The sequence below is a fragment of the Pseudomonas sp. HR1 genome, from assembly GCF_030175875.1.
In the GTDB taxonomy this organism is placed as follows: domain Bacteria; phylum Pseudomonadota; class Gammaproteobacteria; order Pseudomonadales; family Pseudomonadaceae; genus Chryseomonas; species Chryseomonas oryzihabitans.
Genome location: NZ_JASNRF010000005.1, coordinates 136,155 through 160,680 on the forward strand (window position 1 = coordinate 136,155; position 24,526 = coordinate 160,680).

At 67.3% G+C, this 24,526-nt stretch carries 20 protein-coding genes; 14 read left to right on the plus strand and 6 right to left on the minus strand.

Annotation, left to right across the window (positions count from 1 at the left end; translation table 11 throughout):
- Positions 1-136 precede the first annotated feature (136 nt).
- From gltB to QKY98_RS18480, 11 genes are all read left to right on the plus strand, one after another.
- A complete protein-coding gene (gene gltB / locus QKY98_RS18430; RefSeq protein ID WP_027602910.1) occupies positions 137-4,585 on the plus strand; it encodes a glutamate synthase large subunit in 4,449 nt (1,482 codons plus the stop codon).
- Positions 4,586-4,676: 91 nt separating this feature from the next.
- Complete coding sequence (locus tag QKY98_RS18435) at positions 4,677-6,095, plus strand: glutamate synthase small subunit GltD family protein (protein ID WP_027598906.1); 1,419 nt, start codon at positions 4,677-4,679, stop codon at positions 6,093-6,095.
- 190 nt (positions 6,096-6,285) lie between these two features.
- Positions 6,286-6,726 (plus strand): cyanase, encoded by a 441-nt coding sequence (gene cynS / locus QKY98_RS18440; protein WP_074584073.1) that lies wholly within the window; start codon positions 6,286-6,288, stop codon positions 6,724-6,726.
- 96 nt (positions 6,727-6,822) lie between these two features.
- The gene (hemE, locus tag QKY98_RS18445) at positions 6,823-7,890 is read left to right on the plus strand and encodes a uroporphyrinogen decarboxylase (RefSeq protein WP_042136641.1); all 1,068 of its coding nucleotides are present in this window, start codon (positions 6,823-6,825) and stop codon (positions 7,888-7,890) included.
- Between the two features lie 92 nt (positions 7,891-7,982).
- Positions 7,983-8,996 carry an Ldh family oxidoreductase gene (locus QKY98_RS18450; protein ID WP_115946670.1) on the plus strand — a complete coding sequence of 338 codons (1,014 nt, stop codon included), beginning with the start codon at positions 7,983-7,985 and terminating at the stop codon, positions 8,994-8,996.
- A 92-nt stretch (positions 8,997-9,088) separates the two neighbouring features.
- Positions 9,089-10,630: an MFS transporter gene (locus tag QKY98_RS18455; protein WP_169854710.1), complete on the plus strand. Its 1,542-nt coding sequence runs from the start codon at positions 9,089-9,091 to the stop codon at positions 10,628-10,630.
- A 191-nt stretch (positions 10,631-10,821) separates the two neighbouring features.
- A complete protein-coding gene (locus QKY98_RS18460; protein ID WP_007161635.1) occupies positions 10,822-11,295 on the plus strand; it encodes an RNA pyrophosphohydrolase in 474 nt (157 codons plus the stop codon).
- A 111-nt stretch (positions 11,296-11,406) separates the two neighbouring features.
- Positions 11,407-13,686, plus strand: a complete 2,280-nt coding sequence (gene ptsP, locus QKY98_RS18465) for a phosphoenolpyruvate--protein phosphotransferase (protein WP_007161636.1) — start codon at positions 11,407-11,409, stop codon at positions 13,684-13,686.
- Between the two features lie 76 nt (positions 13,687-13,762).
- Positions 13,763-14,545, plus strand: a complete 783-nt coding sequence (locus QKY98_RS18470; protein ID WP_284671369.1) for a sulfite exporter TauE/SafE family protein — start codon at positions 13,763-13,765, stop codon at positions 14,543-14,545.
- A 19-nt stretch (positions 14,546-14,564) separates the two neighbouring features.
- Complete coding sequence (lgt, locus tag QKY98_RS18475) at positions 14,565-15,377, plus strand: prolipoprotein diacylglyceryl transferase (RefSeq protein WP_017641011.1); 813 nt, start codon at positions 14,565-14,567, stop codon at positions 15,375-15,377.
- 85 nt (positions 15,378-15,462) lie between these two features.
- Positions 15,463-15,819 carry a hypothetical protein gene (locus tag QKY98_RS18480; protein ID WP_027598899.1) on the plus strand — a complete coding sequence of 119 codons (357 nt, stop codon included), beginning with the start codon at positions 15,463-15,465 and terminating at the stop codon, positions 15,817-15,819.
- Positions 15,820-15,842: 23 nt separating this feature from the next.
- Here QKY98_RS18480 and QKY98_RS18485 read toward each other — a convergent pair whose 3' ends face one another.
- From QKY98_RS18485 to QKY98_RS18510, 6 genes are all read right to left on the minus strand, one after another.
- Positions 15,843-16,094, minus strand: coding sequence for a YfhL family 4Fe-4S dicluster ferredoxin (locus tag QKY98_RS18485; protein ID WP_007161640.1), 252 nt, complete (start codon positions 16,092-16,094; stop codon positions 15,843-15,845).
- A 99-nt stretch (positions 16,095-16,193) separates the two neighbouring features.
- The gene (gene coaD / locus QKY98_RS18490) at positions 16,194-16,679 is read right to left on the minus strand and encodes a pantetheine-phosphate adenylyltransferase (RefSeq protein WP_007161641.1); all 486 of its coding nucleotides are present in this window, start codon (positions 16,677-16,679) and stop codon (positions 16,194-16,196) included.
- Positions 16,680-16,778: 99 nt separating this feature from the next.
- On the minus strand, positions 16,779-17,783 hold the full coding sequence (locus tag QKY98_RS18495; RefSeq protein WP_284671370.1) for a hydrolase: 1,005 nt from the start codon (positions 17,781-17,783) through the stop codon (positions 16,779-16,781).
- Entirely contained in the window at positions 17,780-18,349 is a 570-nt protein-coding gene (gene rsmD / locus QKY98_RS18500) for a 16S rRNA (guanine(966)-N(2))-methyltransferase RsmD (protein WP_284671371.1), read from the minus strand. Before rsmD ends, QKY98_RS18495 begins: the two co-directional genes overlap by 4 nt.
- Position 18,350: 1 nt before the next feature.
- Positions 18,351-19,790, minus strand: a complete 1,440-nt coding sequence (locus QKY98_RS18505) for a M16 family metallopeptidase (RefSeq protein ID WP_074584078.1) — start codon at positions 19,788-19,790, stop codon at positions 18,351-18,353.
- Positions 19,787-21,148 (minus strand): M16 family metallopeptidase, encoded by a 1,362-nt coding sequence (locus QKY98_RS18510; protein ID WP_284671372.1) that lies wholly within the window; start codon positions 21,146-21,148, stop codon positions 19,787-19,789. Before QKY98_RS18510 ends, QKY98_RS18505 begins: the two co-directional genes overlap by 4 nt.
- Positions 21,149-21,350: 202 nt before the next feature.
- Between QKY98_RS18510 and ftsY the strand changes: the two genes are divergently transcribed.
- Genes ftsY through ftsX form a run of 3 tightly spaced genes read left to right on the plus strand, consistent with a single transcriptional unit; the run spans position 21,351 to position 24,483 of the window.
- Entirely contained in the window at positions 21,351-22,805 is a 1,455-nt protein-coding gene (gene ftsY / locus QKY98_RS18515; RefSeq protein ID WP_042136657.1) for a signal recognition particle-docking protein FtsY, read from the plus strand.
- On the plus strand, positions 22,802-23,476 hold the full coding sequence (gene ftsE, locus QKY98_RS18520; protein WP_007161647.1) for a cell division ATP-binding protein FtsE: 675 nt from the start codon (positions 22,802-22,804) through the stop codon (positions 23,474-23,476). Before ftsY ends, ftsE begins: the two co-directional genes overlap by 4 nt.
- Positions 23,473-24,483 carry a permease-like cell division protein FtsX gene (ftsX, locus tag QKY98_RS18525; RefSeq protein WP_007161648.1) on the plus strand — a complete coding sequence of 337 codons (1,011 nt, stop codon included), beginning with the start codon at positions 23,473-23,475 and terminating at the stop codon, positions 24,481-24,483. Before ftsE ends, ftsX begins: the two co-directional genes overlap by 4 nt.
- The last annotated feature ends 43 nt before the right edge of the window (positions 24,484-24,526 follow it).

A 24,526-nucleotide genomic window follows, 5' to 3' on the forward strand; every position in this document is an offset into this window, starting at 1 on the left:
TCATCAGGTGTCATCAGTGTTTGTCGTAAGCGATTTTTTCGCTACACTGGTCAGCCTTTGACTGTCCGAAAAAAGTTCAAATAAGCGGACCGTTTTGTGATGCCTTCGCAATAACCTGATTGCCGGTGAGAGCGCTATGAAAGCAGGCCTGTTCAATCCCGATAGCTTCAAGGACAACTGCGGCTTCGGCCTGATCGCCCATATGCAGGGCGAGCCCAGCCACGACCTGCTGGAAACGGCCATCGAAGCCCTGACCTGCATGACCCACCGGGGCGGTATCAACGCGGACGGCAAGACCGGTGACGGTTGCGGTCTGCTCATGCAGAAGCCGGACGCCTTCCTGCGCGCCATCGCCCAGGAGCAATTCGGCGCCGAGTTGCCCGAGCAGTACGCCGCGGGCGTGGTGTTCTTCAACCAGGACGAGGCCCGCGCCGAACAGGCCCGCGCCAACATGAACCTGGAGATCGAGGCCGCCGGCCTGACCCTGGTCGGCTGGCGCAAGGTGCCCATCGACACCTCGGTGCTGGGCGAACTGGCCCTGGCCCGCCTGCCGCGCATCGAGCAGGTATTCGTCGCCGGTCCGGGTCTCGACGACCAGCAGTTCGGGGTCAAGTTGTTCTCCGCGCGCCGCCGCTCCTCGGTGCGCAATGCCGAGGACGCCGAGCACTACATCTGCAGCCTGTCGTCGCGGGTCATCGTCTACAAGGGCCTGATGATGCCGGCGGATCTCGCCGCCTTCTATCCGGACCTCGGCGATCCGCGCTTGGCGACCGCCATCTGCGTGTTCCACCAGCGCTTCTCCACCAACACCCTGCCGAAGTGGCCGCTGGCGCAGCCCTTCCGCTACCTCGCCCACAACGGCGAGATCAACACAATCACCGGCAACCGCAACTGGGCCCAGGCGCGGCGCACCAAGTTCGTCAACGAACTGATTCCGGATCTCGACCAGCTTGGTCCGCTGGTCAACCGCGTCGGCTCCGATTCCTCCAGCATGGACAACATGCTGGAGCTGCTGGTGACCGGCGGCATGGACCTGTTCCGCGCCGTGCGCATGATCATTCCGCCGGCCTGGCAGAACGTCGAGACCATGGACGCCGATCTGCGTGCATTCTATGAATTCAACTCCATGCACATGGAGCCTTGGGACGGTCCGGCCGGCGTGGTGCTGACCGAAGGCCGCTACGCGGTCTGCCTGCTCGACCGCAACGGCCTGCGCCCGGCGCGCTGGGTGACCACCAAGAACGGCTACATCACCCTGGCTTCGGAAGTCGGCGTCTGGAACTACCAGCCCGACGACGTCATCGCAAAGGGCCGGGTCGGCCCGGGCCAGATCCTTGCCGTGGACACCGAGACCGGCGAGGTGCTGCAGACCGACGACATCGACAATCGCCTCAAGGCGCGCCATCCCTACAAGCAGTGGCTGCGCAAGAACGCCATGCGTATCCAGGCGACCCTGGACGACAACGATCACGGTTCGGCCTTCTACGACCAGGATCAGCTGCGCCAGTACATGAAGATGTTCCAGGTCACCTTCGAGGAGCGTGACCAGGTCTTGCGCCCGCTGGGCGAGCAGGGCCAGGAAGCCGTGGGCTCGATGGGCGACGACACGCCCATGGCGGTGCTGTCGCGGCGCATCCGTTCGCCCTACGACTATTTCCGCCAGCAATTCGCCCAGGTCACCAACCCGCCGATCGACCCGCTGCGCGAGTCCATCGTCATGTCCCTGGAGACCTGCCTGGGCGCCGAGCGCAACGTCTTCGAGGAAACCGCCGAGCACGCCGATCGCGCCATCCTGAGCAGCCCGGTGGTCTCGCCGGCCAAGTGGCGGACCATTCTCAACATGCCCAAGCCCGGCTTCGAGCATGTCAAGATCGACCTCAACTACCCCGAGTCCATGGGCCTCGAGGCGGCGCTGCGCAACATCGTCGAGCAGGCCGAGGAGGCCGTGCGCGCCGGCAAGGTATTGCTGGTGCTGACCGACCGCCACATCGAGCCGGGCAAGCTGCCGGTACACGCGGTGCTGGCCACCGGCGCCGTGCACCACCACCTGGTCAACCTGGGCCTGCGCACCAGCAGCAACATCCTGGTGGAGACCGCCACCGCCCGCGATCCGCACCACTTTGCCGTGCTGCTGGGCTTTGGTGCGACCGCGGTCTATCCGTTCCTGGCCTACGAGGTGCTGGGCGATCTGATCCGCACCGGCGAGGTGCTGGGCGATCTCTACGAGGTGTTCAAGTACTACCGCAAGGGCATCACCAAGGGCCTGCTCAAGGTGATCTCCAAGATGGGCATCTCCACCGTCGCCTCCTATCGCGGCGCCCAGCTGTTCGAGGCCGTGGGGCTGGCGGACGAGGTCACCGACCTCTGCTTCCCCGGCGTCACCAGCCGCATCAAGGGTGCGCGCTTCGTCGACCTGGAAGCCGAGCAGAAGCTGCTGGCCGGCGAAGCCTGGAACAACCGCAAGCCGATCCAGCCGGGTGGCCTGCTCAAGTTCGTCTATGGCGGCGAGTACCACGCCTACAACCCGGACGTGGTCAATCTGCTGCAGGCCGCCGTGCAACAGGGCGACTACGCCAAGTTCCGCGAATACACCGCGCTGGTGGACCAGCGTCCGGTGGCCATGATCCGCGACCTGCTCAAGGTCAAGACCAGCGACCAGCCCCTGGCCCTGGAAGAGGTCGAGCCGCTGGCCAATATCTTTACCCGCTTCGACGCCGCCGGCATCTCCCTGGGCGCCCTGTCGCCGGAGGCCCACGAGGCCCTGGCCGAGGCCATGAACCGCCTGGGCGGGCGCTCCAACTCCGGCGAGGGTGGCGAGGATCCGGCGCGCTACGGCACTATCAAGAGCTCCAAGATCAAGCAGGTGGCCACCGGCCGCTTCGGCGTCACCCCCGAGTACCTGGTCAACGCCGAGGTCTTGCAGATCAAGGTGGCGCAGGGCGCCAAGCCGGGCGAGGGCGGCCAGCTGCCGGGCGGGAAGGTCAACGGCCTGATCGCCAAGCTGCGCTATGCGGTGCCCGGCGTGACCCTGATCTCGCCGCCGCCGCACCACGACATCTATTCCATCGAAGACCTGTCGCAGCTGATCTTCGACCTCAAGCAGGTCAACCCCAAGGCGCTGGTGTCGGTCAAGCTGGTCTCCGAGCCCGGGGTGGGTACGGTGGCCGCCGGTGTGGCCAAGGCCTATGCCGACCTCATCACCATCTCCGGCTACGACGGCGGTACCGGCGCTTCGCCGGTAACCTCCATCAAGTACGCCGGCTCGCCCTGGGAGCTGGGCCTGGCCGAGGCGCACCAGACGTTGCGCGGCAACGATCTGCGCGGCAAGGTGCGGGTGCAGACCGACGGCGGCCTGAAGACCGGTCTGGACGTGATCAAGGCGGCCATCCTCGGCGCCGAGAGCTTCGGCTTCGGCACCGCGCCGATGATCGCCCTGGGCTGCAAGTACCTGCGTATCTGCCACCTGAACAACTGCGCTACTGGCGTCGCCACCCAGAACGACCGGCTGCGCAAGGAACACTTCATCGGCACGGTGGAGATGGTGATGAATTTCTTCACCTTCATCGCCGAGGAAACCCGCGAGTGGCTGGCCAGGCTGGGCGTGCGCAGCCTGGGCGAGCTGATCGGCCGTACCGACCTGCTGGAAATCCTGCCGGGCGAGACCGCCAAGCAGCAGCACCTGGATCTCACCCCGCTGCTGGGAAGCGATCACATTCCGGCCGAGAAGCCGCAATACTGCCAGGTGGAAAAGAACCCGCCGTTCGACCAGGGTCTGCTGGCCGAGGAAATGGTGCGTCTGTCGCTGCCAGGGATCGAAAAGCTCGAAGGCGGTGAGTTCAGCCTGAGCATCGGCAACTGCGACCGCTCCATCGGCGCCCGGGTCTCCGGCGAGATCGCCCGACGCCACGGCAACCAGGGCATGGTCAAGGCGCCGCTGACCTTCCGCTTCAAGGGCACCGCCGGCCAGAGCTTTGGCGTCTGGAACGCCGGCGGCCTGCATCTGTATCTGGAAGGCGACGCCAACGACTACGTGGGCAAGGGCATGACCGGCGGCAAGCTGGTCATCACCCCGCCGCAGGGCGCGGGCTTCAAGAGCCAGGAATCGGCCATCATCGGCAACACCTGCCTCTATGGCGCCACCGGTGGCAAGCTGTTCGCCGCCGGCACCGCCGGTGAGCGCTTCGGGGTGCGCAACTCCGGGGCCCACACCGTGGTGGAAGGCACCGGCGACCACTGCTGCGAATACATGACCGGCGGCTTCGTCTGCGTCCTGGGCAAGACCGGCTACAACTTCGGCTCGGGCATGACCGGCGGCTTCGCCTATGTGCTGGACCTGGATAACGGCTTCTATGACCGGGTCAACCACGAGCTGGTGGAAATCCAGCGCATCAACAGCGAAGCCATGGAAGCCTATCGCAGCCACCTGGAAGGGGTGCTGGCCGAATACGTGCGCGAGACCGGCAGTGCCTGGGGCAGCCATCTCCATGAAAACCTGGACGACTACCTGCGCAAGTTCTGGCTGGTGAAGCCCAAGGCCGCAAGCCTGGCGTCGCTGCTGGTCAGCACCCGCGCCCGTCCGGAATAACGACTTCGATGCCGGCTCCCCAGGGCGCCGGTTTCACCGTGATAGCTCGTGGCGCCCGGCAGAAAAGGGCGTCGCTTCAAGAGGTTTGGAAATGGCTGAACGTCTGAACAACGACTTCCAGTTCATCGAGGTCGGTCGCAAGGATCCGAAGAAAAAGCTGCTGCGCCAGCGCAAGAAGGAATTCGTCGAGATCCACGATCCCTTCAAGCCGCAGCAGGCTGCCGAGCAGGCGCACCGCTGCCTGGGTTGCGGCAACCCCTATTGCGAATGGAAGTGCCCGGTGCACAACTTCATTCCCAACTGGCTCAAGCTGGTATCCGAAGGCAACATCCTGGCGGCGGCGGAGCTGTCGCACCAGACCAACACCCTGCCCGAGGTCTGTGGCCGGGTCTGCCCGCAGGATCGCCTCTGTGAGGGTGCCTGTACCCTCAACGACGGCTTCGGCGCGGTGACCATCGGTTCGGTGGAGAAGTACATCACCGACACCGCCTTCGCCATGGGCTGGCGCCCGGACATGTCCAAGGTCAAGCCGACCGGCAAGCGCGTCGCCGTCATCGGTGCCGGTCCGGCCGGCCTGGGTTGTGCCGACATCCTGGTGCGCAATGGCGTGACCCCGGTGGTGTTCGACAAGCACCCCGAGATCGGCGGCCTGCTGACCTTCGGCATTCCCGAGTTCAAGCTGGAAAAGACCGTGCTCAGCCGCCGTCGCGAGGTCTTCGGCGGGATGGGCGTGGAGTTCCGCCTCAATACCGAGGTGGGCAAGGACGTGACCATGGACCAACTGCTCGAGGAATTCGATGCGGTCTTCCTGGGCATGGGCACCTACACCTACATGAAGGGCGGCTTCCCCGGCGAAGACCTGCCGGGCGTGCATGACGCCCTGGATTTCCTGGTGGCCAACGTCAATCGCAACCTGGGCTTCGAAAAGGATGCGGCCGACTTCGTCGACATGAAGGGCAAGCGCGTGGTGGTCCTGGGGGGTGGTGACACCGCCATGGACTGCAACCGCACCTCCATTCGCCAGGGCGCCAAGAGCGTGACCTGCGCCTACCGTCGCGACGCCGCCAACATGCCGGGCTCGCGCAAGGAAGTGAAGAATGCCAAGGAAGAGGGCGTGAAGTTCCTCTTCAACCGCCAGCCCATCGCCATCATCGGCGAAGACCGGGTGGAAGGCGTCAAGGTGGTGGAGACCCGCCTGGGCGAGCCCGATGCCCGCGGTCGCCGCAGTCCCGAGCCGATCCCCGGTTCCGAGGAGATCCTGCCGGCCGATGCGGTGGTCATCGCCTTCGGTTTCCGGCCGAGCCCGGCGCCCTGGTTCGAGCAATTCGGCATCGACCTCGACAGCCAGGGCCGCGTGGTCGCGCCGGGGCTGCACGAGTTCAAGCACCAGACCAGCAACCCGAAGATCTTTGCTGGTGGCGACATGGTGCGCGGCTCCGACCTGGTGGTGACCGCCATCTTCGAAGGTCGCAACGCCGCCGAGGGCATCCTCGACTACCTGGGCGTCTAAGCCACTGCGGCTGGACAAGAGCCGACCGGCGCCAAGCCGGTCGGCTTTTTTCTTGGGCGCCATGCGGTGACAGGGCTGCTTTCTGGTGCAGCGAGAGGCGGGCAGGGCGCTGCGGAGGCCTTGCCAGAGCGCTTTCTGTGTCTGGCACAGGGTCTGCAAAGATCCCGGTTCTCTCCTGCGAGGTACTGCCATGAACAAGCCCGAAATGACCGCCGCCATTCTCGCCGCCAAGCAGCGCCTGGGCCTGAGCTGGGCGGCGATCGCCGCCAGCCTGGAAATGTCGCCGGTCTGGACCACCTCTGCCTGCCTGGGCATGAACAGCATGGCGCCGGCGGTGGCGGAACGCCTGTGCCAGGTGCTGGAATTGCCGGCCGAGGTGTCCCTGGCGCTGCAAGCCTGTCCGCACAAGCAGTGGGACAAGGCCGTGCCCACCGATCCGCTGATCTATCGTTTCTACGAGATGATCAATGTCTACGGCGATACCATCAAAACCCTGATCCATGAAGAGTTCGGCGACGGCATCATGAGTGCCATCGACTTCAGCATGGACATCTCGCGGGTGGCCGATCCCAAGGGCGACCGGGTGCAGATCGTGCTCAACGGCAAGTTCCTGCCCTACAAGAGCTGGTAAGCCGATCGGTGCGATAGACAAAAGGCACGCCCCGGTGCCGTGCCTTTTGCCAGCCGCTTTGCGACAATGCCGGCACTTTTGCTGCCGGATGTCGCCATGACTGCCCTGAAGAACGACCGTTTCCTGCGTGCCCTGCTCAAGCAGCCGGTGGATGTCACCCCGGTGTGGATGATGCGCCAGGCCGGACGCTATCTGCCCGAGTACCGCGCCAGCCGGGCGCGTGCCGGGGACTTCATGAGTCTGTGCAAGAACCCGCAATTCGCCTGCGAGGTGACCCTGCAGCCGCTGGAGCGCTATCCGCTGGATGCCGCCATCCTCTTTTCCGACATCCTCACCATTCCCGACGCCATGGGGCAGGGCCTCTACTTCGAGACCGGCGAGGGTCCGCGCTTTCGCAAGGTGATCGACACCCCGGCCGACATCGAGGCGCTGCCGATACCCGATGCCGAATCCGACCTGGGCTACGTCATGGACGCCGTGCGCACCATCCGCACGGCGCTGGACGGGCGGGTACCCCTGATCGGCTTTTCCGGCAGCCCCTGGACCCTGGCCACCTACATGATCGAAGGCGGCTCCAGCAAGGATTTCCGCAAGGCCAAGGCCATGCTCTACGACACCCCCGAGGCCCTGCACCTGCTGCTGGACAAGCTGGCCCAGGCGGTCACCGCCTACCTCAACGGCCAGATCCGCGCCGGTGCCCAGGCGGTGCAGATCTTCGATACCTGGGGAGGCAACCTGTCCGCCGCGGCCTACCAGGAATTTTCCCTGGCCTACATGCGCAAGATCGTCGCCGGGCTGATCCGCGAGCATGAAGGACGCCGGGTGCCGGTGATCCTCTTCACCAAGAATGGCGGTCTCTGGCTGGAAAGCCTGGCCGACAGCGGCGCCGAGGCCCTGGGCCTGGACTGGACCTGCGACATCGGCGAAGCCCGTCGGCGGGTCGGCAGCAAGGTCGCCCTGCAGGGCAACATGGACCCCAGCGTGCTCTACGCCAAGCCGGCGGCCATCCGCGCCGAGGTGGGGCGCATCCTGGAAAGCTATGGCCAGGGCAGCGGCCACGTCTTCAACCTCGGCCACGGCATCACCCCCGAGGTAGATCCGGCCCATGCCGGTGCCTTCATCGAAGCCGTGCACGAGTTGTCGGGGCGCTACCACCAGGGCTGACTGTGCCGGGATCGGCACGACCGATCCCAAGTCGAGCGAGCGGGTCGTGGCCGGTTGCGGCATAGTCGGGGTTTTCCCAACGGAGCGCCGCCATGGCCCAGATGACCCCGGAAGACCTGCAGCACCTGGCCGAAGAGGTGCTCGCGGCCCAAGGTTTCAGTCAGCCGCAGGGCGCGGCCATCGCCGCCATGATGGTCGCCGGCCAGCGTGACGACTGCGCCTCCCACGGCATCTATCGGCTGCTGGGCATCGTCAAGACGCTCAAGGCCGGCAAGGTGGTGCCCGATGCCGAGCCGACGGTAGAGGACGTGGCTCCGGCCATCGTCCGGGTCGATGCGGGTGGCGGCTTCTCCCCGCTGGCCTTCGAGACGGGGCTGCCCCTGCTCGACGCCAAGGCGCGCAGCTGTGGCCTGGCAGCCCTGGCGATCAACAACTGTGTGCACTTCTCGGCGCTCTGGGTGGAGATGGAAGCCCTTACCGCCAGGGGCCTGGTGGCCCTGGCCTGCAATCCGACCCAGGCCTATGTCGCCCCGGCCGGTGGTCGTCGCCCGCTGTTCGGTACCAATCCCCTGGCCTTCGGCTGGCCGCGGCCCGAGGGTCCGCCCTTCGTCTTCGATTTCGCCACCAGCGCCGTGGCCCGCGGCGAAATCGAATTGCATCGTCGCGCAGGCAAAGCCCTGCCCGAGGGCTGGGGAGTGGATGCCGAGGGCGCGCCCAGCAACGATGCCCGCACCGTGCTGGAGGAGGGCGCCATGCTCACCTTTGGCGGTCACAAGGGCTCGGCGCTGTCGGCCATGATCGAATTGCTCGCCGGCCCGCTGATCGGCGATCTCACCAGTCCGGAGTCTTCCGCGGTCGACGCCGGTGCCGGCGGGCTGCCCTATCACGGCGAACTCATCCTGGCCTTCGATCCCCAGCGCTTTCTCGGTACCGCGGTAGCCGACTACCAGCAGCGCGCCGAGCAGCTGTTCGCCGGCATCGAAGCCCAGGGCGCCCGCCTGCCGTCGCAGCGTCGTTACCAGGCACGAGAACGCAATACCACCCGTGGCTGGTTGGAGGTGCCCGACGAACTCCTGGCCGACGTCCGGGCGCTGCTGCCCGGCTGAGCCAGGACGCGATCCGCATCACTTCGAAGAGGCTGCGCCAACGCAGTCTCTGAACCCCGCCCCGGACGCAGGGTCCACGACTGGCCCCCTTAGTGCCAGCCTGGGTCTTCATGTACGCCGACGACACCGATCGCCCCCATCATCGCGGCCTGTTGCTGCTGAGCATCACCCTGATGGTGCTGGTGTACTTTCTCGACAATCTTTCCATCGCCCTGGCCAACCGCTACGTATATGGCGGCCTGGGTATCGACCAGCGCAGCTACACCCTGGCCACCGCCTGCTACAGCGCCGCGGTCATCGTCACCAGCGCCCCGCACCAGTGGTTTGCCCAGCGCCTGGGCTATCGCAACCTGATCTTCGCCGCCGTCGGCATCCACCTGGTCGGCCAGGTGTGCTGCCTGGTGGCTACCGATCTGCCGACCTTCATCGTCGGGCGGGCGCTGATGGGCGCCGGTGCCGCCACCTTCTTTGCCGGGGCGCGGGTGCTGGTGCAGATGTATTTTTCCGGCCCCCAGCTGCCGACCGGGATTCGCGCCTTCGCCTCGGGCGTGCCCCTGGGTGGGGCGCTGGCCTCCTTCACCACCGCGGAGCTGCTGGAAGGTCACCAGTGGCGCGCCATCTTCATGGTGCCGGCGCTGGCCTGCGCGCTGGTGGCCGTCTGCGTCTGGCTGTCGCTGCCGCGGCGCTCCCATCCGCTGCAGAATTCCGGGGCGCCGTCGCTGCTGTCCATGGTGCTGCTGACGGTGGGCAGTCTGCTGCTGACCACCACCACCCAGCGCCTGGCCTTCGACTTCTTCAGCGATGGTCCGTGGCTGGCCGTGGAACTGCTGGTGGGAGCGGTCATCCTCGGACTCTATGTCTACTACGAGCGCGGCCTGGCGCGGCCGACCCTGGACTTCAAGCACGCCATCACCCCGGGCTTTCTCGCCGGCATGCTGTTCATGATGCTCAACTACTTCCTGCTCGGCGCCTACAACTTCATCATCCCCCAGTACGTGGTCAACGGCCTGCAACTGCCGGTCTATACCGCCGGGGGGGTCATGGCGCTGGGCTGGCTGTGCGGCCTGGCGCCGCTGCTGATGATCACCTCGGTGCGGTTGCGCGAGCGCTTTCCCTGGGGCGGCTTTCGCAAGTACCTGGTAGCGGGTTACCTGCTGCTGGCCGGCTACGGCTTCTGGATGGTGCGGCAGCACGCCGACGTGCCCCTCTACCAGCAGCTGGTGCCTGGGCTGATGATGCATGGCACCTACCTGATCGGCACCTTCGCGGTGATCATCATGTACACCTTCATGCGCGTCGAGCCGGCCTATTTCAGCCAGGCCTACCAGATCAAGAACATGACCCAGCAACTGGTCATGCCCATGGGCATCGTGCTGTCCAACGTCTTCCTGCAGTGGCGCGACGCCTTCCATGCCTCGGTGCTCAGCGCCGCGGTCACTCCCTATGCCCAGACCTACCAGGCCTATGGCGAGCGTTATCGGCTGGCCACCGGTGCCGACAGCGCCCTGGCGCAGATCTCCAGTCTGGTCACCCGCCAGAGCCAGGTGCTGGGCTATCTCGACTATTTCTGGCTGGTCGGCTGGATCGGTCTGGCGCTGGCCCTCTACATGGCCGTGCAACGGCATTTTCGCTAGGGCGCGACGTTTGCCGGCCCTTAAGCCGACGTTCAGCTAGCGACCACCATAATGCGGGCTTTTGCAGGCGGCGGCAGGTGCCGGACGCCTGCGCCGGTCGGCCGCGCCCCAGTCGGTCCGGAGCTTGCATTGCTGGGCTGTCGGGCTTTGTGGAACAATGCGGGCAACGACATTTTTCAAGGGTGGCAGCCGTGATCGACGCTGATGGTTTTCGCCCCAATGTCGGCATCATTCTCGCCAACGATGCCGGCCAGGTACTGTGGGCTCGCCGCATCAATCAGGATGCCTGGCAGTTCCCCCAGGGTGGGATAGACGACCGGGAAACGCCCGAAGAGGCGCTGTACCGGGAGCTGAACGAAGAAGTGGGGCTGAGCCCCGATGACGTCCGTATCCTGGCCTGTACCCGGGGCTGGTTGCGCTACCGTCTGCCGCAGCGCATGGTGCGTACCCACAGCCGTCCGCTGTGCATCGGCCAGAAGCAGAAGTGGTTTCTGCTGCGGCTGACCGCGGAAGAGCAGCGGGTGCGGATGGATGTGACCGGCAAGCCGGAATTCGATGGCTGGCGCTGGGTAAGCTACTGGTATCCGCTGGGCCAGGTGGTGACCTTCAAGCGAGAGGTCTATCGGCGGGCGCTCAAGGAGTTGGCACCCCGCTTGCTGGCCTGATTACCGGTTCGGCCGGTGCGAAAGAGGTGAGGAGAAGCTGTGGTCATGCAGGATGAACGACACGTGATGCACGCCGGCGGCTCCGCCGGACGTCGGCTGCGGAGGCGCTAGATGCTTGCAGTTCTGCGCAAGATCGTCCAGGAGGTCAATGCCGCCAAGGATCTGGGGTCGGCACTGTCCATCATCGTGCAACGTGTCCGCGCGGCCATGCAGTCGCAGGTCTGCTCCGTCTATCTGCTGGATCCCGACACCAACCGTTTCGTGCTCATGGCCACCGAAGGCCTCAACAAGAGGTCCATCGGCCGGGTCAGCATGGCCCCCAACGAGGGCCTGGTCGGCCTGGTCGGCACCCGTGAAGAGCCGCTCAATCTCGAAGACGCCGCCAGCCACCCGCGCTTTCGCTATTTTGCCGAGACCGGTGAGGAGCGCTATGCGTCTTTCCTCGGTGCACCCATCATCCACCACCGCCGGGTCATGGGCGTGCTGGTGGTGCAGCAGAAGGAACGCCGTCAGTTCGACGAAGGCGAGGAAGCCTTCCTGGTCACCATGAGCGCCCAGCTCGCCGGGGTGATCGCCCATGCCGAGGCCACCGGGACCATCCGTGGTCTGGACCGGCAGGGCCGCGGCATCCAGGAGGCCCGTTTCGTCGGCATCCCCGGTTCGCCCGGGGTCGGCGTCGGCAAGGCGGTGGTGGTCCTGCCGCCCGCCGATCTGGAGGTGGTCCCGGACAAGACCGTGACCGACATCGACGCCGAGCTGCAACTGTTCCGCTCGGCGCTCGAAGGCGTGCGGGCGGACATGAAGGCGCTATCCAAGCGGCTGTCCACCCAGCTGCGCAAGGAAGAGCAGGCGCTGTTCGACGTCTACCTGATGATGCTCGACGACGCCGCCCTCGGTAACGAGGTGACCACCATCATCAAGAGCGGCCAGTGGGCCCAGGGCGCCCTGCGCCAGGTGGTGATGGAGCACGTCCAGCGCTTCGAACTCATGGACGACGCCTATCTGCGCGAGCGCGCCGCCGACGTGCGTGACCTCGGGCGCCGCTTGCTGGCCTATCTGCAGCAGGCCCACCAGGCCTGCCTGATCTATCCGGAAAACACCATTCTGGTCAGCGAGGAGCTCTCGCCGGCCATGCTCGGCGAGGTGCCCGAGGGGCGCCTGGTCGGCCTGATCTCGGTACTCGGCTCGGGCAACTCCCACGTCGCCATCCTGGCACGCGCCATGGGCGTGCCGACCGTGATGGGCGCGGTGGACCTGCCGTATTCCAAGGTGGACGGCATCGACCTCATCGTCGACGGCTACCACGGCGAGATCTTCACCAATCCGTCGCCGACGCTGATCAAGCAGTATGGCGACGTGGTGGAGGAGGAGCGCCAGCTGACCCAGGGCCTAGACGCCCTGCGCAGCCTGCCCTGCGAGACCCTCGATGGTCACCGCATGCCGCTGTGGGTCAACACCGGCCTGATGGCCGATGTGGCCCGCGCCCAGCAGCGCGGCGCCGAAGGGGTCGGTCTGTATCGCACCGAAGTGCCCTTCATGGTCAACGAGCGCTTTCCCAGCGAGAAGGAACAGCTCTCCATCTATCGCGAGCAGCTGGCCGCCTTCCATCCGGCACCGGTGACCATGCGCACCCTGGACGTCGGTGGCGACAAGGCGCTGTCCTATTTCCCGATCAAGGAAGACAACCCCTTCCTGGGCTGGCGCGGCATCCGCGTCACCCTGGATCATCCGGAAATCTTCCTGGTGCAGACCCGCGCCATGCTCAAGGCCAGCGAAGGCCTGAACAACCTGCGCATCATGCTGCCGATGATTTCCGGCGTGCACGAGGTGGAGGAGTCCCAGCATCTCCTGCACCGCGCCTGGTGCGAGGTGCGGGACGAAGGCGTCGACATTCCCATGCCGCCGGTGGGTGTCATGGTCGAGGTACCCTCGGCGGTCTACCAAGCCCGCGACCTGGCGCGCCAGGTGGACTTCATCTCGGTGGGCTCCAACGACCTGACCCAGTACCTGCTGGCGGTGGATCGCAACAACCCGCGGGTGGCCGATCTCTACGACTACTTCCACCCGGCGGTGCTGCAGGCGCTGCAACAGGTGGTCGATGGCGCCCACGCCGAAGGGGTGCCGGTGAGCATCTGCGGCGAGATGGCCGGGGATCCGGCGGCGGCGGTGCTGCTCATGGGCATGGGCTTCGACACCCTGTCGATGAACGCCACCAACCTGCCCAAGGTGAAGTGGCTGCTGCGCCAGGTCACCCTGGAAAAGGCCCGCGAGCTGGTGCAGCAGATGCGCCAGATCGACAACCCCCAGGTCATCCACAGCGCCCTGCATCTGGCCTTGCGCAATCTCGGACTGGGTCGGGTGATCAACCCGGCGGCCAGCGTCCAGAGCTGAGCGTGCCCGGCGGGAAGGCCGCTTCCCGCCGGGCAGGCAGCGGCGTACCATGCCGCCTCCTGCGCCCGAGGTGATGATGGATCTCTTGCTCTTCCTGGTGCTCGGCGTCTGCGCCGGGCTGCTGGCCGGTCTGTTCGGGGTCGGCGGCGGCCTGATCATCGTGCCGGTGCTGGTCTACAGCTTTACCGCCCAGGGCCTCGATCCGGACATCCTCACCCACCTGGCGGTGGGGACCTCGCTGGCCACCATCGTCTTCACCTCGCTCAATTCCGTCTGGGCCCACCACCGACTCGGCGCCGTGCGCTGGCGGCTGTTCGCCTGGATGGCCCTGGGCATCGTTTTCGGCAGCGCCCTGGGCGCCCTGACCGCCGCCGCCATCCATGGCCCGCTGCTGCAGAAGATCATCGGCACCTTCGCCATCCTCATCGCCATCCAGCTGGCGCTGGACCTGCGCCCCAAGGCCCAGGCCGGCGAACCCGGCAAGCCGGCGCTGACGGTGGCCGGGGTGGTGATCGGCTGTGCCTCGGCCATCTTCGGCATCGGCGGCGGCTCGCTCACCGTACCCTTCCTGATCTGGCGCAGCCTGAGCATGCAGCAGGCGGTGGCCACCTCGGCGGCCTGCGGCCTGCCCATCGCCCTGTCCGGGGCGCTGTCCTTCATCCTGGTCGGCTGGCAGGAGCCGGGCCTGCCCGCCTGGAGTCTGGGCTATGTCTATCTGCCGGCCTTGCTGGGTATCGCCCTGACCAGCATGTTCTCGGCCCGTTTCGGTGCGCGGCTGGCCCATCGCCTGTCGCCCCGGCTGCTCAAGCGCCTGTTTGCCCTGTTGCTGTTCGGCGTCGGACTCAACTTCTTACTCTGATCCCTTTCAAGGAGGCACCATGCTGCCGTATCCGCAAATAGACCCGGTGGCCCTGTCGCTGGGGCCGCTGAAGATCCACTGGTACGGCCTCATGTACCTGGTGGGGATCGGTGGCGCCTGGTGGCTGGCCAAGCGGCGACTCAATCGCTTCGATCCGCGCTGGACCAGCGAGACCCTGTCCGATCTGGTGTTCTGGGTGGCGCTGGGGGTCATCGCCGGCGGGCGACTCGGCTACGTGCTGTTCTACAACCTGGCGGAATACATCGCCAATCCGACGCTGATCTTCGAGGTCTGGAAGGGCGGCATGTCCTTCCACGGCGGCCTGCTCGGGGTGATCCTGGCGGTCTGGTGGTTCGGCAAGCGCCACAACAAGGGCTTTTTCGAACTGATGGACTTCATCGCGCCGCTGGTCCCCATCGGTCTCGGTGCCGGCCGCATCGGCAACTTCATCAACGCCGAACTCTGGGGCAAGCCCACCGACGTGCCCTGGGCGATGATCTTTCCGCCCTACAGCGATCCGGCCCAGCTGCCGCGCCATCCCTCGCAGCTCTATCAGTTCGCCCTGGAAGGGGTGGCGCTGTTCGTGATCCTCTGGCTCTACTCGCGCAAGCCGCGGCCGACCATGGCCGTGTCCGGCCTGTTCGTGCTCTGCTACGGCATCTTCCGCTTCATCGTCGAATTCGTGCGGGTGCCCGACGCCCAGCTCGGCTATCTGGCCTGGGGCTGGCTGACCATGGGGCAGGTGCTCTGCGTGCCCATGGTGCTCGGCGGCATCGCGCTGATGGTCTATGCCCATCGCCGCGCGCCGCAGCCGGTCGTCCGCGCCGAATGACGTCTGAGGCCCGCCCGCATGACAAGTGCGGGCGGCCTGTTATAGTTCAGGGACCACCATCACAACCGCGCAAGGGATCAGCCGTATGAATCCGTTCCGTAGCCTGGCTGCCGTGCTGGCGCTGGCCCTGACGATGCAGGTCTTGCCGGCGCAGGCGCAGCAGGCTCAGGGTGAAGTCACCGAATATCAGACCGCCGACCAGGCGTTCGGTGAAGCCCAGGCACCCGCTGCCTTTTCCATGATCGGCGACCTGCTGATCGCGCGGCCGCTGCTGATCGCCGCGACCGTGATCGGTGCGGGGGCTTTCGTGGTCAGTCTGCCGTTCACCGCCGCCGGCGGTAACATCGGCAAGGCCGGCAAGGCGTTGGTGGTCGAGCCGGGCAAGGCGGCCTTCGTGCGCTGCCTGGGCTGTACCCAGAGCGGGTACGGGCGTACCGAATAGGCCCTGGCGCCGGACCTGACCGCTCAGGCCTGGCCGCTGATCTTCAGATACTTGTCGTGCAGCTGCTCCTTGGTCTCGACATGGTTCTCGTCGAGGGGGATGCAGTCCACCGGGCAGACCTGCTGGCACTGGGGTTCGTCGTAGTGGCCCACGCACTCGGTGCACAAGTTCGGATCGATCACGTAGATCTCCGCACCCTGGGAGATGGCGCCGTTCGGGCACTCGGGCTCGCACACGTCGCAGTTGATGCAATCGTCGGTAATGATGAGGGACATCGTCGGCTCCACGCTGCGCGAACGCGCAGCGATCCAAAAGTCAGGCGCGCATTTTGCCCCATCCGCGCGCCGGCTGCACCCGACAGTCCTTGGGGTTAATCAGCTGGCCGGGGCAAAACGCTCCAGCAGCGCCTGATGCACGGTGGGATGGACGAACTTGGTCACGTCGCCGCCGAGCGCCGCGATCTCCCGCACCAGGGTGGAAGACAGGTAGGAGTAGTGTTCCGACGGGGTCAGGAACATGCTTTCCGCCTGGGGCGCCAGCACCCGGTTCATGTTGGCCAGCTGGAATTCGAATTCGAAATCCGACACCGCGCGCAGGCCGCGCAGGATGATGGTCGCCTTCTGCTGCTCCACCAGGGTGGCCAGCAGGCAGCTGAAGCCGATCACCTCGACATTGGGCAGGTGCGCGGTCACCGCCTTGGCCAGCTCGACCCGGCGCTCCAGCGGAAACAGCGGATTCTTCTTGGGGCTGGCCGCCACCGCCACCACGACTTCGTCGAACAGCCGCGAGGCGCGCTCCACCAGGTCGCCATGGCCCTTGGTGATGGGGTCGAAGGTGCCGGGGTATAGCACTCGGTTCATGACGCTGTCCTGGGGGCGAAGCTGTTGGGGCTTGGATGGTAGCTCAGGGGCGGAGTGAGGCCAAGGCGACAGCCGCCGGGATCGCCGACCCGTGGGCGTTTATCGGCCGGATGGCGCTGCCCGCTGGCTGACCAGCCAGTCGGGGATGCGTCTTTCCAGGTAGTAGTCCGGATCGTGGAAGGGGCCGCCGACGAAGCCGACATGGCCGCCATGGGGCAGGCGCTCGAACAGGGTGTCGGGCGCCAGTTCGGCGCGGGCGGGCAGGGCGTCGGTGCCGATGAAGGGGTCGTCCTCGGCCTGGATCAGCAGCGTGGGGATGCGGATACCCCCCAGGTAGTAGCGGCTGGAGGCCTGGCGGTAGTAGTCCCGGGCATCGCGAAAGCCGTGCAGGGGCGCGGTGTAGCGATCGTCGAAGTCCCAGAAGGTCTTGAGTCCCTCGGGCGGCCCCAGGCGCGCGAGGATCTCGTGCTGTTCGGGGTGAAGGTCGCGGTCGAACAGCGCCTGCTTGTCGCGCACATAGCGCGCCAGTTCGCGGATGAAGTGCCGCTGATAGATGCGCGAGAAGCCGATGCCGATGCGATCGGCGCAGAGGTCCAGGCGAAAGGGTACCGAGACCGCAGCGGCCGCCTGCAGGCCGCTGTGCTCGCCCCGCTCGCCCAGGTACTTGAGCAGCACGTTACCGCCCAAGGAAAAGCCCACGCCATACAGTAGCGCGTCCGGACGACTGGTTTGCAGGTGGCGCACCACCGCGGCCAGGTCTTCGCTGACGCCGGAGTGATAGCCACGTGGCAGGCGGTTGGGTTCGCCGGAGCAGCCGCGCCAGTTGAGGCCGACGCTGGCCCAGCCGCGGGCGGCCAGGGCGAATTGCAGGCCGAGCACATAGTGGGAGCCGGAGCTGCCGGTCAGGCCGTGGGCGATCAGCACCAGTGGTGCCCGCGGATCCTCGGCGTTGTACCAGTCCAGATCGAGGAAGTCGCCGTCCTCCAGCCACAGTCGTTCCCGCGGCCGGGTGATGGGCGGCAGGCGGCGCCACAGTGAGCCCCAGAGGGTCTGCAGGTGCGGGCCGGGCAGCCAGCGCGCCGGCTTGAAGGGCGTGCTGGTCACGCCTGGCGGTGCCAGAGGGCGTAGTGGACGTTGCCGGTCTTCTTCTCGCGGTGCAGTTGCCAGGTCGCGGGCAGCGTCAGGCGCGAGGGCTGGGTCTCGCTCTCAGTGTAGATCCAGGCGTCCGCAGCCAGCCAGCCCTGGGCTTCCAGGGCCGCGCAGGCCGGTTCCAGCAGGTTTTTGCCAAAGGGCGGATCGAGAAACACCAGGTCGAAGGGCGCTTCCGCCGGCTTAACCAGGGCCTGCAGGGCGTCGGTCTGGCGCACCTCGGCCTGGGCACAGCCCAGGGTCTGCAGATGGCCGCGCAGGGCAGTGGCGGCCTGGGCATTGAGGTCGAAGGCCAGCGCCTGGCCGGCGCCGCGGGAGAGGGCTTCCAGCAGCAGCGCGCCGCTGCCGGCGAAGGGGTCCAGCACCCGCGCGCCTGGGGTGACGGCGGCCAGCCAGTTGAACAGGGTCTCGCGGACCCGGTCCGGGGTGGGCCTCAGGCCCAGGGCATCGGGAAAGACGAAGCGCCGGCTGCGCCATTCGCCACCGATGATGCGCAGTTGGTTGGCGGTCTTCTGGGCCATGCTAGTGCTCCGGAACGCCGCTGGGCGGCAGGTTGGGAAGAGGGCGGGGGGGCGGCAGCGGCTGCTGGGCGACCCGCGGGCCGGCGCTGACCACGACGAAGCGCTCGGGATCGAGGTGGCGCTGCAGGGCCGCATGCACCTGTTCCACCGTCAGGCGGCGGACTTGCTGAAGGAAGTCGTCCAGGTAGCTGCTGGGCAGGTCGTAGAAGCCGATGTTGCCCAGCTGGGCGACGATGGCGCCGTTGCTGGCGTTGGCCAGCGGGAAGCTGCCTTCGATCTGTCGCTTGGCGCGGTCCAGTTCGGCCTGGGTGGGACCCTGGGCCAGGTAGTCGCGCAGCAGGTCGCGGACCAGCGCCAGGGTGGCATCGCCCAGTTCGGCGCGGGTCTGCAGGCCGATGGTGAAGGGACCCGGCTGACGCATGGGGGTGAAGCCCGAGCTGACACCGTAGGTGAGGCCGCGGCGTTCGCGCAATTCGGTCATCAGGCGACTGCCGAAACCGCCACCGCCGAGGATCTGGTTGCCGACGAAGAGGGCGGCATAGTCGGGATCGCGGCGGGTGATGCCGAGCTGACCGAGCAGCAGGCGGGTCTGCTGGGCCGGGACCTCCAGTTGCACCCGCGCCGGCGCGGCGGGAGCCGGCACGGGCAGCGGCGGCAGGGCCGGACCGCGGGGCAGGGCGCGCGACAGCTGGGCGGCGATCTGCTCGGCGCGGGTCCGATCCAGATCGCCGGTAAGGGCGATCACGGCATTGCCGGCGGCATAGGCGCGGGCATGGAAGGCCCGGAGGCTGGCCGCGTCCAGGCGGGCCAGGCCAGCGGCCGTGCCCCGCGGCGAATGGGCATAGGGGTGGTTGCCGTAGAGACGTTCCTGCAGCGCCTCACCCGCCAGGTTCGCCGGTTCGCGACGGCTGGCGGCGATCAGCGTCAGCAGCTGGTCGCGGATGCGCTGGATGGCCTCGGCGGGAAAGGTCGGGCGACCTACCACGTCGGCCAGCAGCGCCAGGGCCGGTTCGCTGTGGGCCGGATCGGCGAGGGTGCGCAGGCCGGCCACCGCCTGGTCACGATAGGCGCCGTTGCTGAAGTCGGCGCCCAGGCGCTCGAAGCCATCGGCGATGGCGCCGGCATCGCGTCCCGGGGTGCCTTCGTTGAGCAGGCCGTTGGTCAGCATGGCCAGGCCCGGGGTGGCGCCATCCTGGCTGCTGCCGGCGGCAAAGATCAGGCGCACGTCGAACATCGGCAATTCCGGCGCCGGCACGAACAGCACCTGGGCGCCCTCGGCGGTGCGCCAGCGCTGGATGTCCAGCTGGCGCCCCAGGGGCGGCGCGTCCTTGAGCGTCTTGAGACTGTCTACAGCCGGATAGGCGCGCGCCAGATCGCCGACCGGGGTAGGGGACTGGCAGCCCGCGAGCAGGCACAGCGACAGCCAGAGCAGCGGCTTCATGGACGATTCTCCGCGGTGGCTGCGGGCTCGAGCTGGGCCAGGGTCAGGCGCTCGCGGATGAAGTAGGTGCGGGCCACCCGGCGCAGGTCGTCGGGGGTGACCCGGCCCAGTTCGTCGAGCAGCCGATCCCCCTGGCGCCAGCCGAGGCCGACGCTTTCCAGCTGGCCGATGCTGCTGGCCTGGGCAGTGATGGAGTCGCGGCCATAGACCAGCCCGGCCACCAGCAGGGCGCGGACGCGGGCCAGTTCCTCGGTGCTGGGCGGCTCGCGCTTGAGCAGCTCCAGTTGCGCCCAGAAGGCCGCTTCCAGCTGGTCGAGGGTCTTGCCGCGCGGGGTGTTGGGGGTGCCGCTGAGCAGGAAGAGGCTGTCGCCACGGGTGTAGGCGCCATAGGCGGCGCGCACGCTGCTGGCCACTTCCGCGCCGCGTTCGAGACGGCTGGGCAGGCGCGCCCCCGAACCGCCGCTGAGCAGGGCGGCCAGCAATTGCAGCGCATAGGCATCGCGCGGCTGGGCAGCGGTGGCCAGGCTGGGCACGTTGAAGCCCATCAGCAGGCTGGGCAGTTCGCGGGCCTGCAGGGCCAGGCGCCGCTCGCCCGGCGCCGGCAGTTCCAGCGGCCGCCGCGGCGCGGGCAGGTCGCTGCGGGGAATGCCGCCGAACCAGCGCTGCACCTCGGCGCGGATTGCCTGGGGTTCGACATCGCCGACCACCACCAGGGTGGCGTTGTTGGGTGCGTACCAGGTCTGGTACCAGCGACGCAGGTCGTCCACGCCGAGGCGCTGCAGGTCCTGGGGCCAGCCGATAGTGGGGTTGCGGTAGCCGCTGGCCGGGTAGGCGGCGGCCTTGAAGCGCTCGAAGGACAGCGCCTCGGGCCGGTCATCGGTGCGCAGCCGGCGCTCTTCCTTGATGACTTCCAGCTCGCGGCTGACTTCGTCCGGTTCCAGGCGCAGGTGCTGCATGCGATCGGCTTCCAGCTCCAGGGCCACGGGCAGGCGATCGCGGGCGAGCAGCTGGTAATAGACGGTGTAGTCGTCGGTGGTGAAGGCGTTTTCCTCGGCGCCCAGGTCGCGCAGCAGGTGCGAGGCCTCGCCGGCACCGAGCTTGCGGCTGCCCTTGAACATCAGGTGTTCCAGAGCATGGGACAGGCCGGTCGCCCCGGGCGCCTCCAGGCTCGAACCCACGCGGTACCAGAGTTGCACCACGGCGACCGGCGCCCGGTGATCTTCGCGGACCACCAGCTTGAGGCCGTTGTCGAGGGTGAATTCCTCGGTGTTCTGCCGGCTGGCCGTGGCCAGGGCGAAGGCGGGGAGCAGGCTGAGCAGGACGACCAGGGCGGTCCGACGGGAGCGGGAGGCGGGCATCGCGAGAGCAGGCCTTGTAGCGCGGTAGGGGACGAAGCGGCTGCGTCCTGGGGACGGTCGCGCGTTTTTCGCCGACGGGGAGGTCTTCCGCCCGGCAGGCTGCTAGGATACGCATCCCTTTTCCCGACGGCCATGCCTGACGGTCGAGCCCCGCCTGGCGGAGCTCCCGCAGCCGGTTCGTCCGTTCGATACAGAGCCCCGCATGTTTGGATCCGACGACAAGAAGTCTCCCCCCACGGAGAAGAAAGGCCTGTTCGGCTGGTTCCGCAAGAAGACTGCCGAACCCGTAGAGACGCCTGCCGAAGCCCCCGCGCCTGAAGCCGAGGAGCGCCTGCCCGAGCCGCTGGCCAGCGAGCCGGTGCAGCACCCGGAGCCGGTGCCCGAACCGCCGGAGGCGATTCCCTCGCTGACCCCGGTGCCGGTCGCCGAAGAGGAGGCGCCGTCGCCGGTGGCGCTCACGGCGCTGGTCGAGCCGCTGGTGGCCGATCCCATCGTGCCTCCGGTCGAGGTCGAGCCGGCTAGGGCGCCCGAGCCGGAGCCCGAGCCCGAACCAGTGGCTGTGCCGGTCGCGCCGCTGCCTCCGGTTATGCCGGTGCCTGAGCCTGCTCCCGCCCCGGTCGTACCCGTTGCGCCCGTCGCCCCGGTCCGTCCTGAGCCCGAGGTGGTTGCGCCCGAACCCGAACCCGCTCCACCCGCTGTCGCCGCCACCCCGGCCGAACCGGCCAAGCTGGGCTTCTTCGCCCGCTTGCGCCAGGGCCTGTCCAAGACCAGCGCCAGTCTCGGCGAAGGTATGGCCAGTCTGTTCCTCGGCAAGAAAGCCATCGACGACGACCTGCTCGAAGAGCTGGAGACCCGCCTGCTGACCGCCGACGTCGGCGTCGAGGCCACCGGCGTCATCATGCGCAACCTGACCCAGAAGGTGGCGCGCAAGCAGCTGGCCGACAGCGAGGCGCTCTATCAGGCGCTGCAGCAGGAGCTCACCGAGATGCTGCTGCCGGTGGAACAGCCCCTGGTGATCGATACCTCGCACAAGCCCTATGTCATCCTGGTTGTCGGCGTGAACGGCGCCGGCAAGACCACCACCATCGGCAAGCTGGCCAAGCGGCTGCAGAACGAAGGCAAGAAGGTCATGCTGGCGGCCGGCGACACCTTCCGTGCCGCAGCGGTCGAGCAGCTGCAGGTCTGGGGCGAGCGCAACCGCATCCCGGTGATCGCCCAGCACACCGGCGCCGATTCCGCCTCGGTGATCTTCGACGCCGTCCAGGCGGCCAAGGCCCGCGGCATCGATGTGCTGATCGCTGACACTGCCGGCCGGCTGCACACCAAGGACAACCTCATGGAAGAGCTGCGCAAGGTGCGCCGAGTGATCGGCAAGCTGGACGAGGCGGCGCCCCACGAGACCCTGCTGGTGCTGGACGCCGGTACCGGCCAGAACGCCCTCAACCAGGCCAAGCAATTCCACAACGCGGTGCCCCTGACCGGCCTGGCGCTGACCAAGCTCGACGGCACCGCCAAGGGCGGGGTGATCTTCGCCCTGGCCAAGCAGAGCGCCCTGCCGATCCGCTATGTCGGCGTCGGCGAGAGTATCGACGACCTGCGGCCCTTCGAGGCGCGGCCCTTCGTCCAGGCCCTGTTCGCGGAGCGGGGCGTCTCATGATCCAGTTCGACCGCGTCTCCAAGCGCTATCCCAACGGTCACGTCGGCCTGCAGGAACTGAGCTTCCGTGCCGAACGCGGCGAGATCCTCTTCGTCACCGGGCATTCCGGCGCCGGCAAGAGCACCCTGATGCGGCTGATCCTGGCCATGGAAAGGCCCACCGGCGGCAAGCTGACCCTGGCCGGCCAGGACATCTCGCGCATTACCAATGCGCAGATTCCCTTCCTGCGCCGGCAGATCGGCGTGGTCTTCCAGAACCACCAGCTGCTCTATGACCGCACCGTGTTCGACAACGTCGCCCTGCCGCTGCAGATCCTCGGCCTGTCCAAGCCCGAGATCGCCAAGCGCGTGGCCGCGGCGCTGGAGCGGGTCAGCCTCAAGGACAAGCTCGACGACTATCCGGCCGAGCTCTCCACCGGCCAGCAGCAGCGGGTCGGCATCGCCCGCGCCGTGGTGCATCGGCCGGCCCTGCTGCTCGCCGACGAACCCACCGGCAACCTCGATCCGCGCCTGGCCTCGGAGATCATGGGCGTCTTCGAGGACATCAACAGCCTCGGCACCACGGTGCTGATCGCCAGTCACGACCATGCCCTCATCGCCCGGCTGCACCATCGCATGCTGACCCTGCAGCGCGGCCGCCTGATCGGCGACGAAGAGGAGAGCCAGCCATGAGCGCCACCGAACTGCCCCGTGGCCAGGAACAGGGCGGCAAGCCCCAGCGTCCGCAGCGCCAGGCCCCGAAGAAACCCAAGAGCGACTGGCGCAGCCCGCTGCATGCCTACCTCGAAGCCCACCGCACCGGTCTGAGGGACAGCCTCAGGCGCATGGTGCAGCAGCCCATAGGCACCTTCCTCACCTGTCTGGTGATGGGCATCGCCCTGGCGCTGCCCATGGGCGTGTCGCTGCTGCTGAAGAACGTCGAGCGCCTGGGTGGCTCCTGGCAGCGTGCGGCGCAGATCTCGGTGTTCCTCGACCTGCGCACCGGTCAGGACCAGGCCGAGGTGCTGATGAGCCAGATCAAGGTCCTGCCCGATGTGGCCGAGGCACGCTGGATCAGCCCGGACGACGCCCTGAAGGAATTGCAACAGGACGCCGGCCTCGGTGAGGCGCTGCGCGAATTGCCGCAGAATCCGCTGCCCGGCGTGATCGCCGTGACCCCCAAGGAAATCGACAAGAGTCGCCTCGACATGCTGCGCAGCCAGCTGGCCGAGATGAACGGCGTGCAGCAGGTGCAGCTGGACATGCAGTGGGTCGAGCGCCTCACCGCCATCCTCAAGCTCGGCGAGCGCTTCGTCTTCGGCCTGACCGTGGTGCTGGTGATCGCCCTGCTGCTGGTGATCGGGAACACCATTCGCCTGGCCATCGAGAATCGCCGCACCGAGATCGAGGTGGTCAAGCTGGTGGGCGGTACCGACGGCTACGTGCGTCGGCCCTTCCTCTACATGGGGGCGCTGTTCGGCCTGGGCGCCGGCATCGCCGCCTGGGCCCTGCTGGTGTTCGGCCTGAACTGGCTGAACGCCGCGGTGCTGGATCTGGCCGGCCTCTACGGCAGCGATTTCGCCCTGGGCAGCGTCGCCCTCGAGGACGGGCTGCAGCTGCTGATCGGCGCCGTGCTGCTCGGCTACATCGGCGCCTGGCTGGCGGTTGCCCGTCATTTGCGCGAACTCGCCCCGCGCTGACGAACGGCCGTTTCCGACACCTCCGGAAACGGTCTAATCCCCT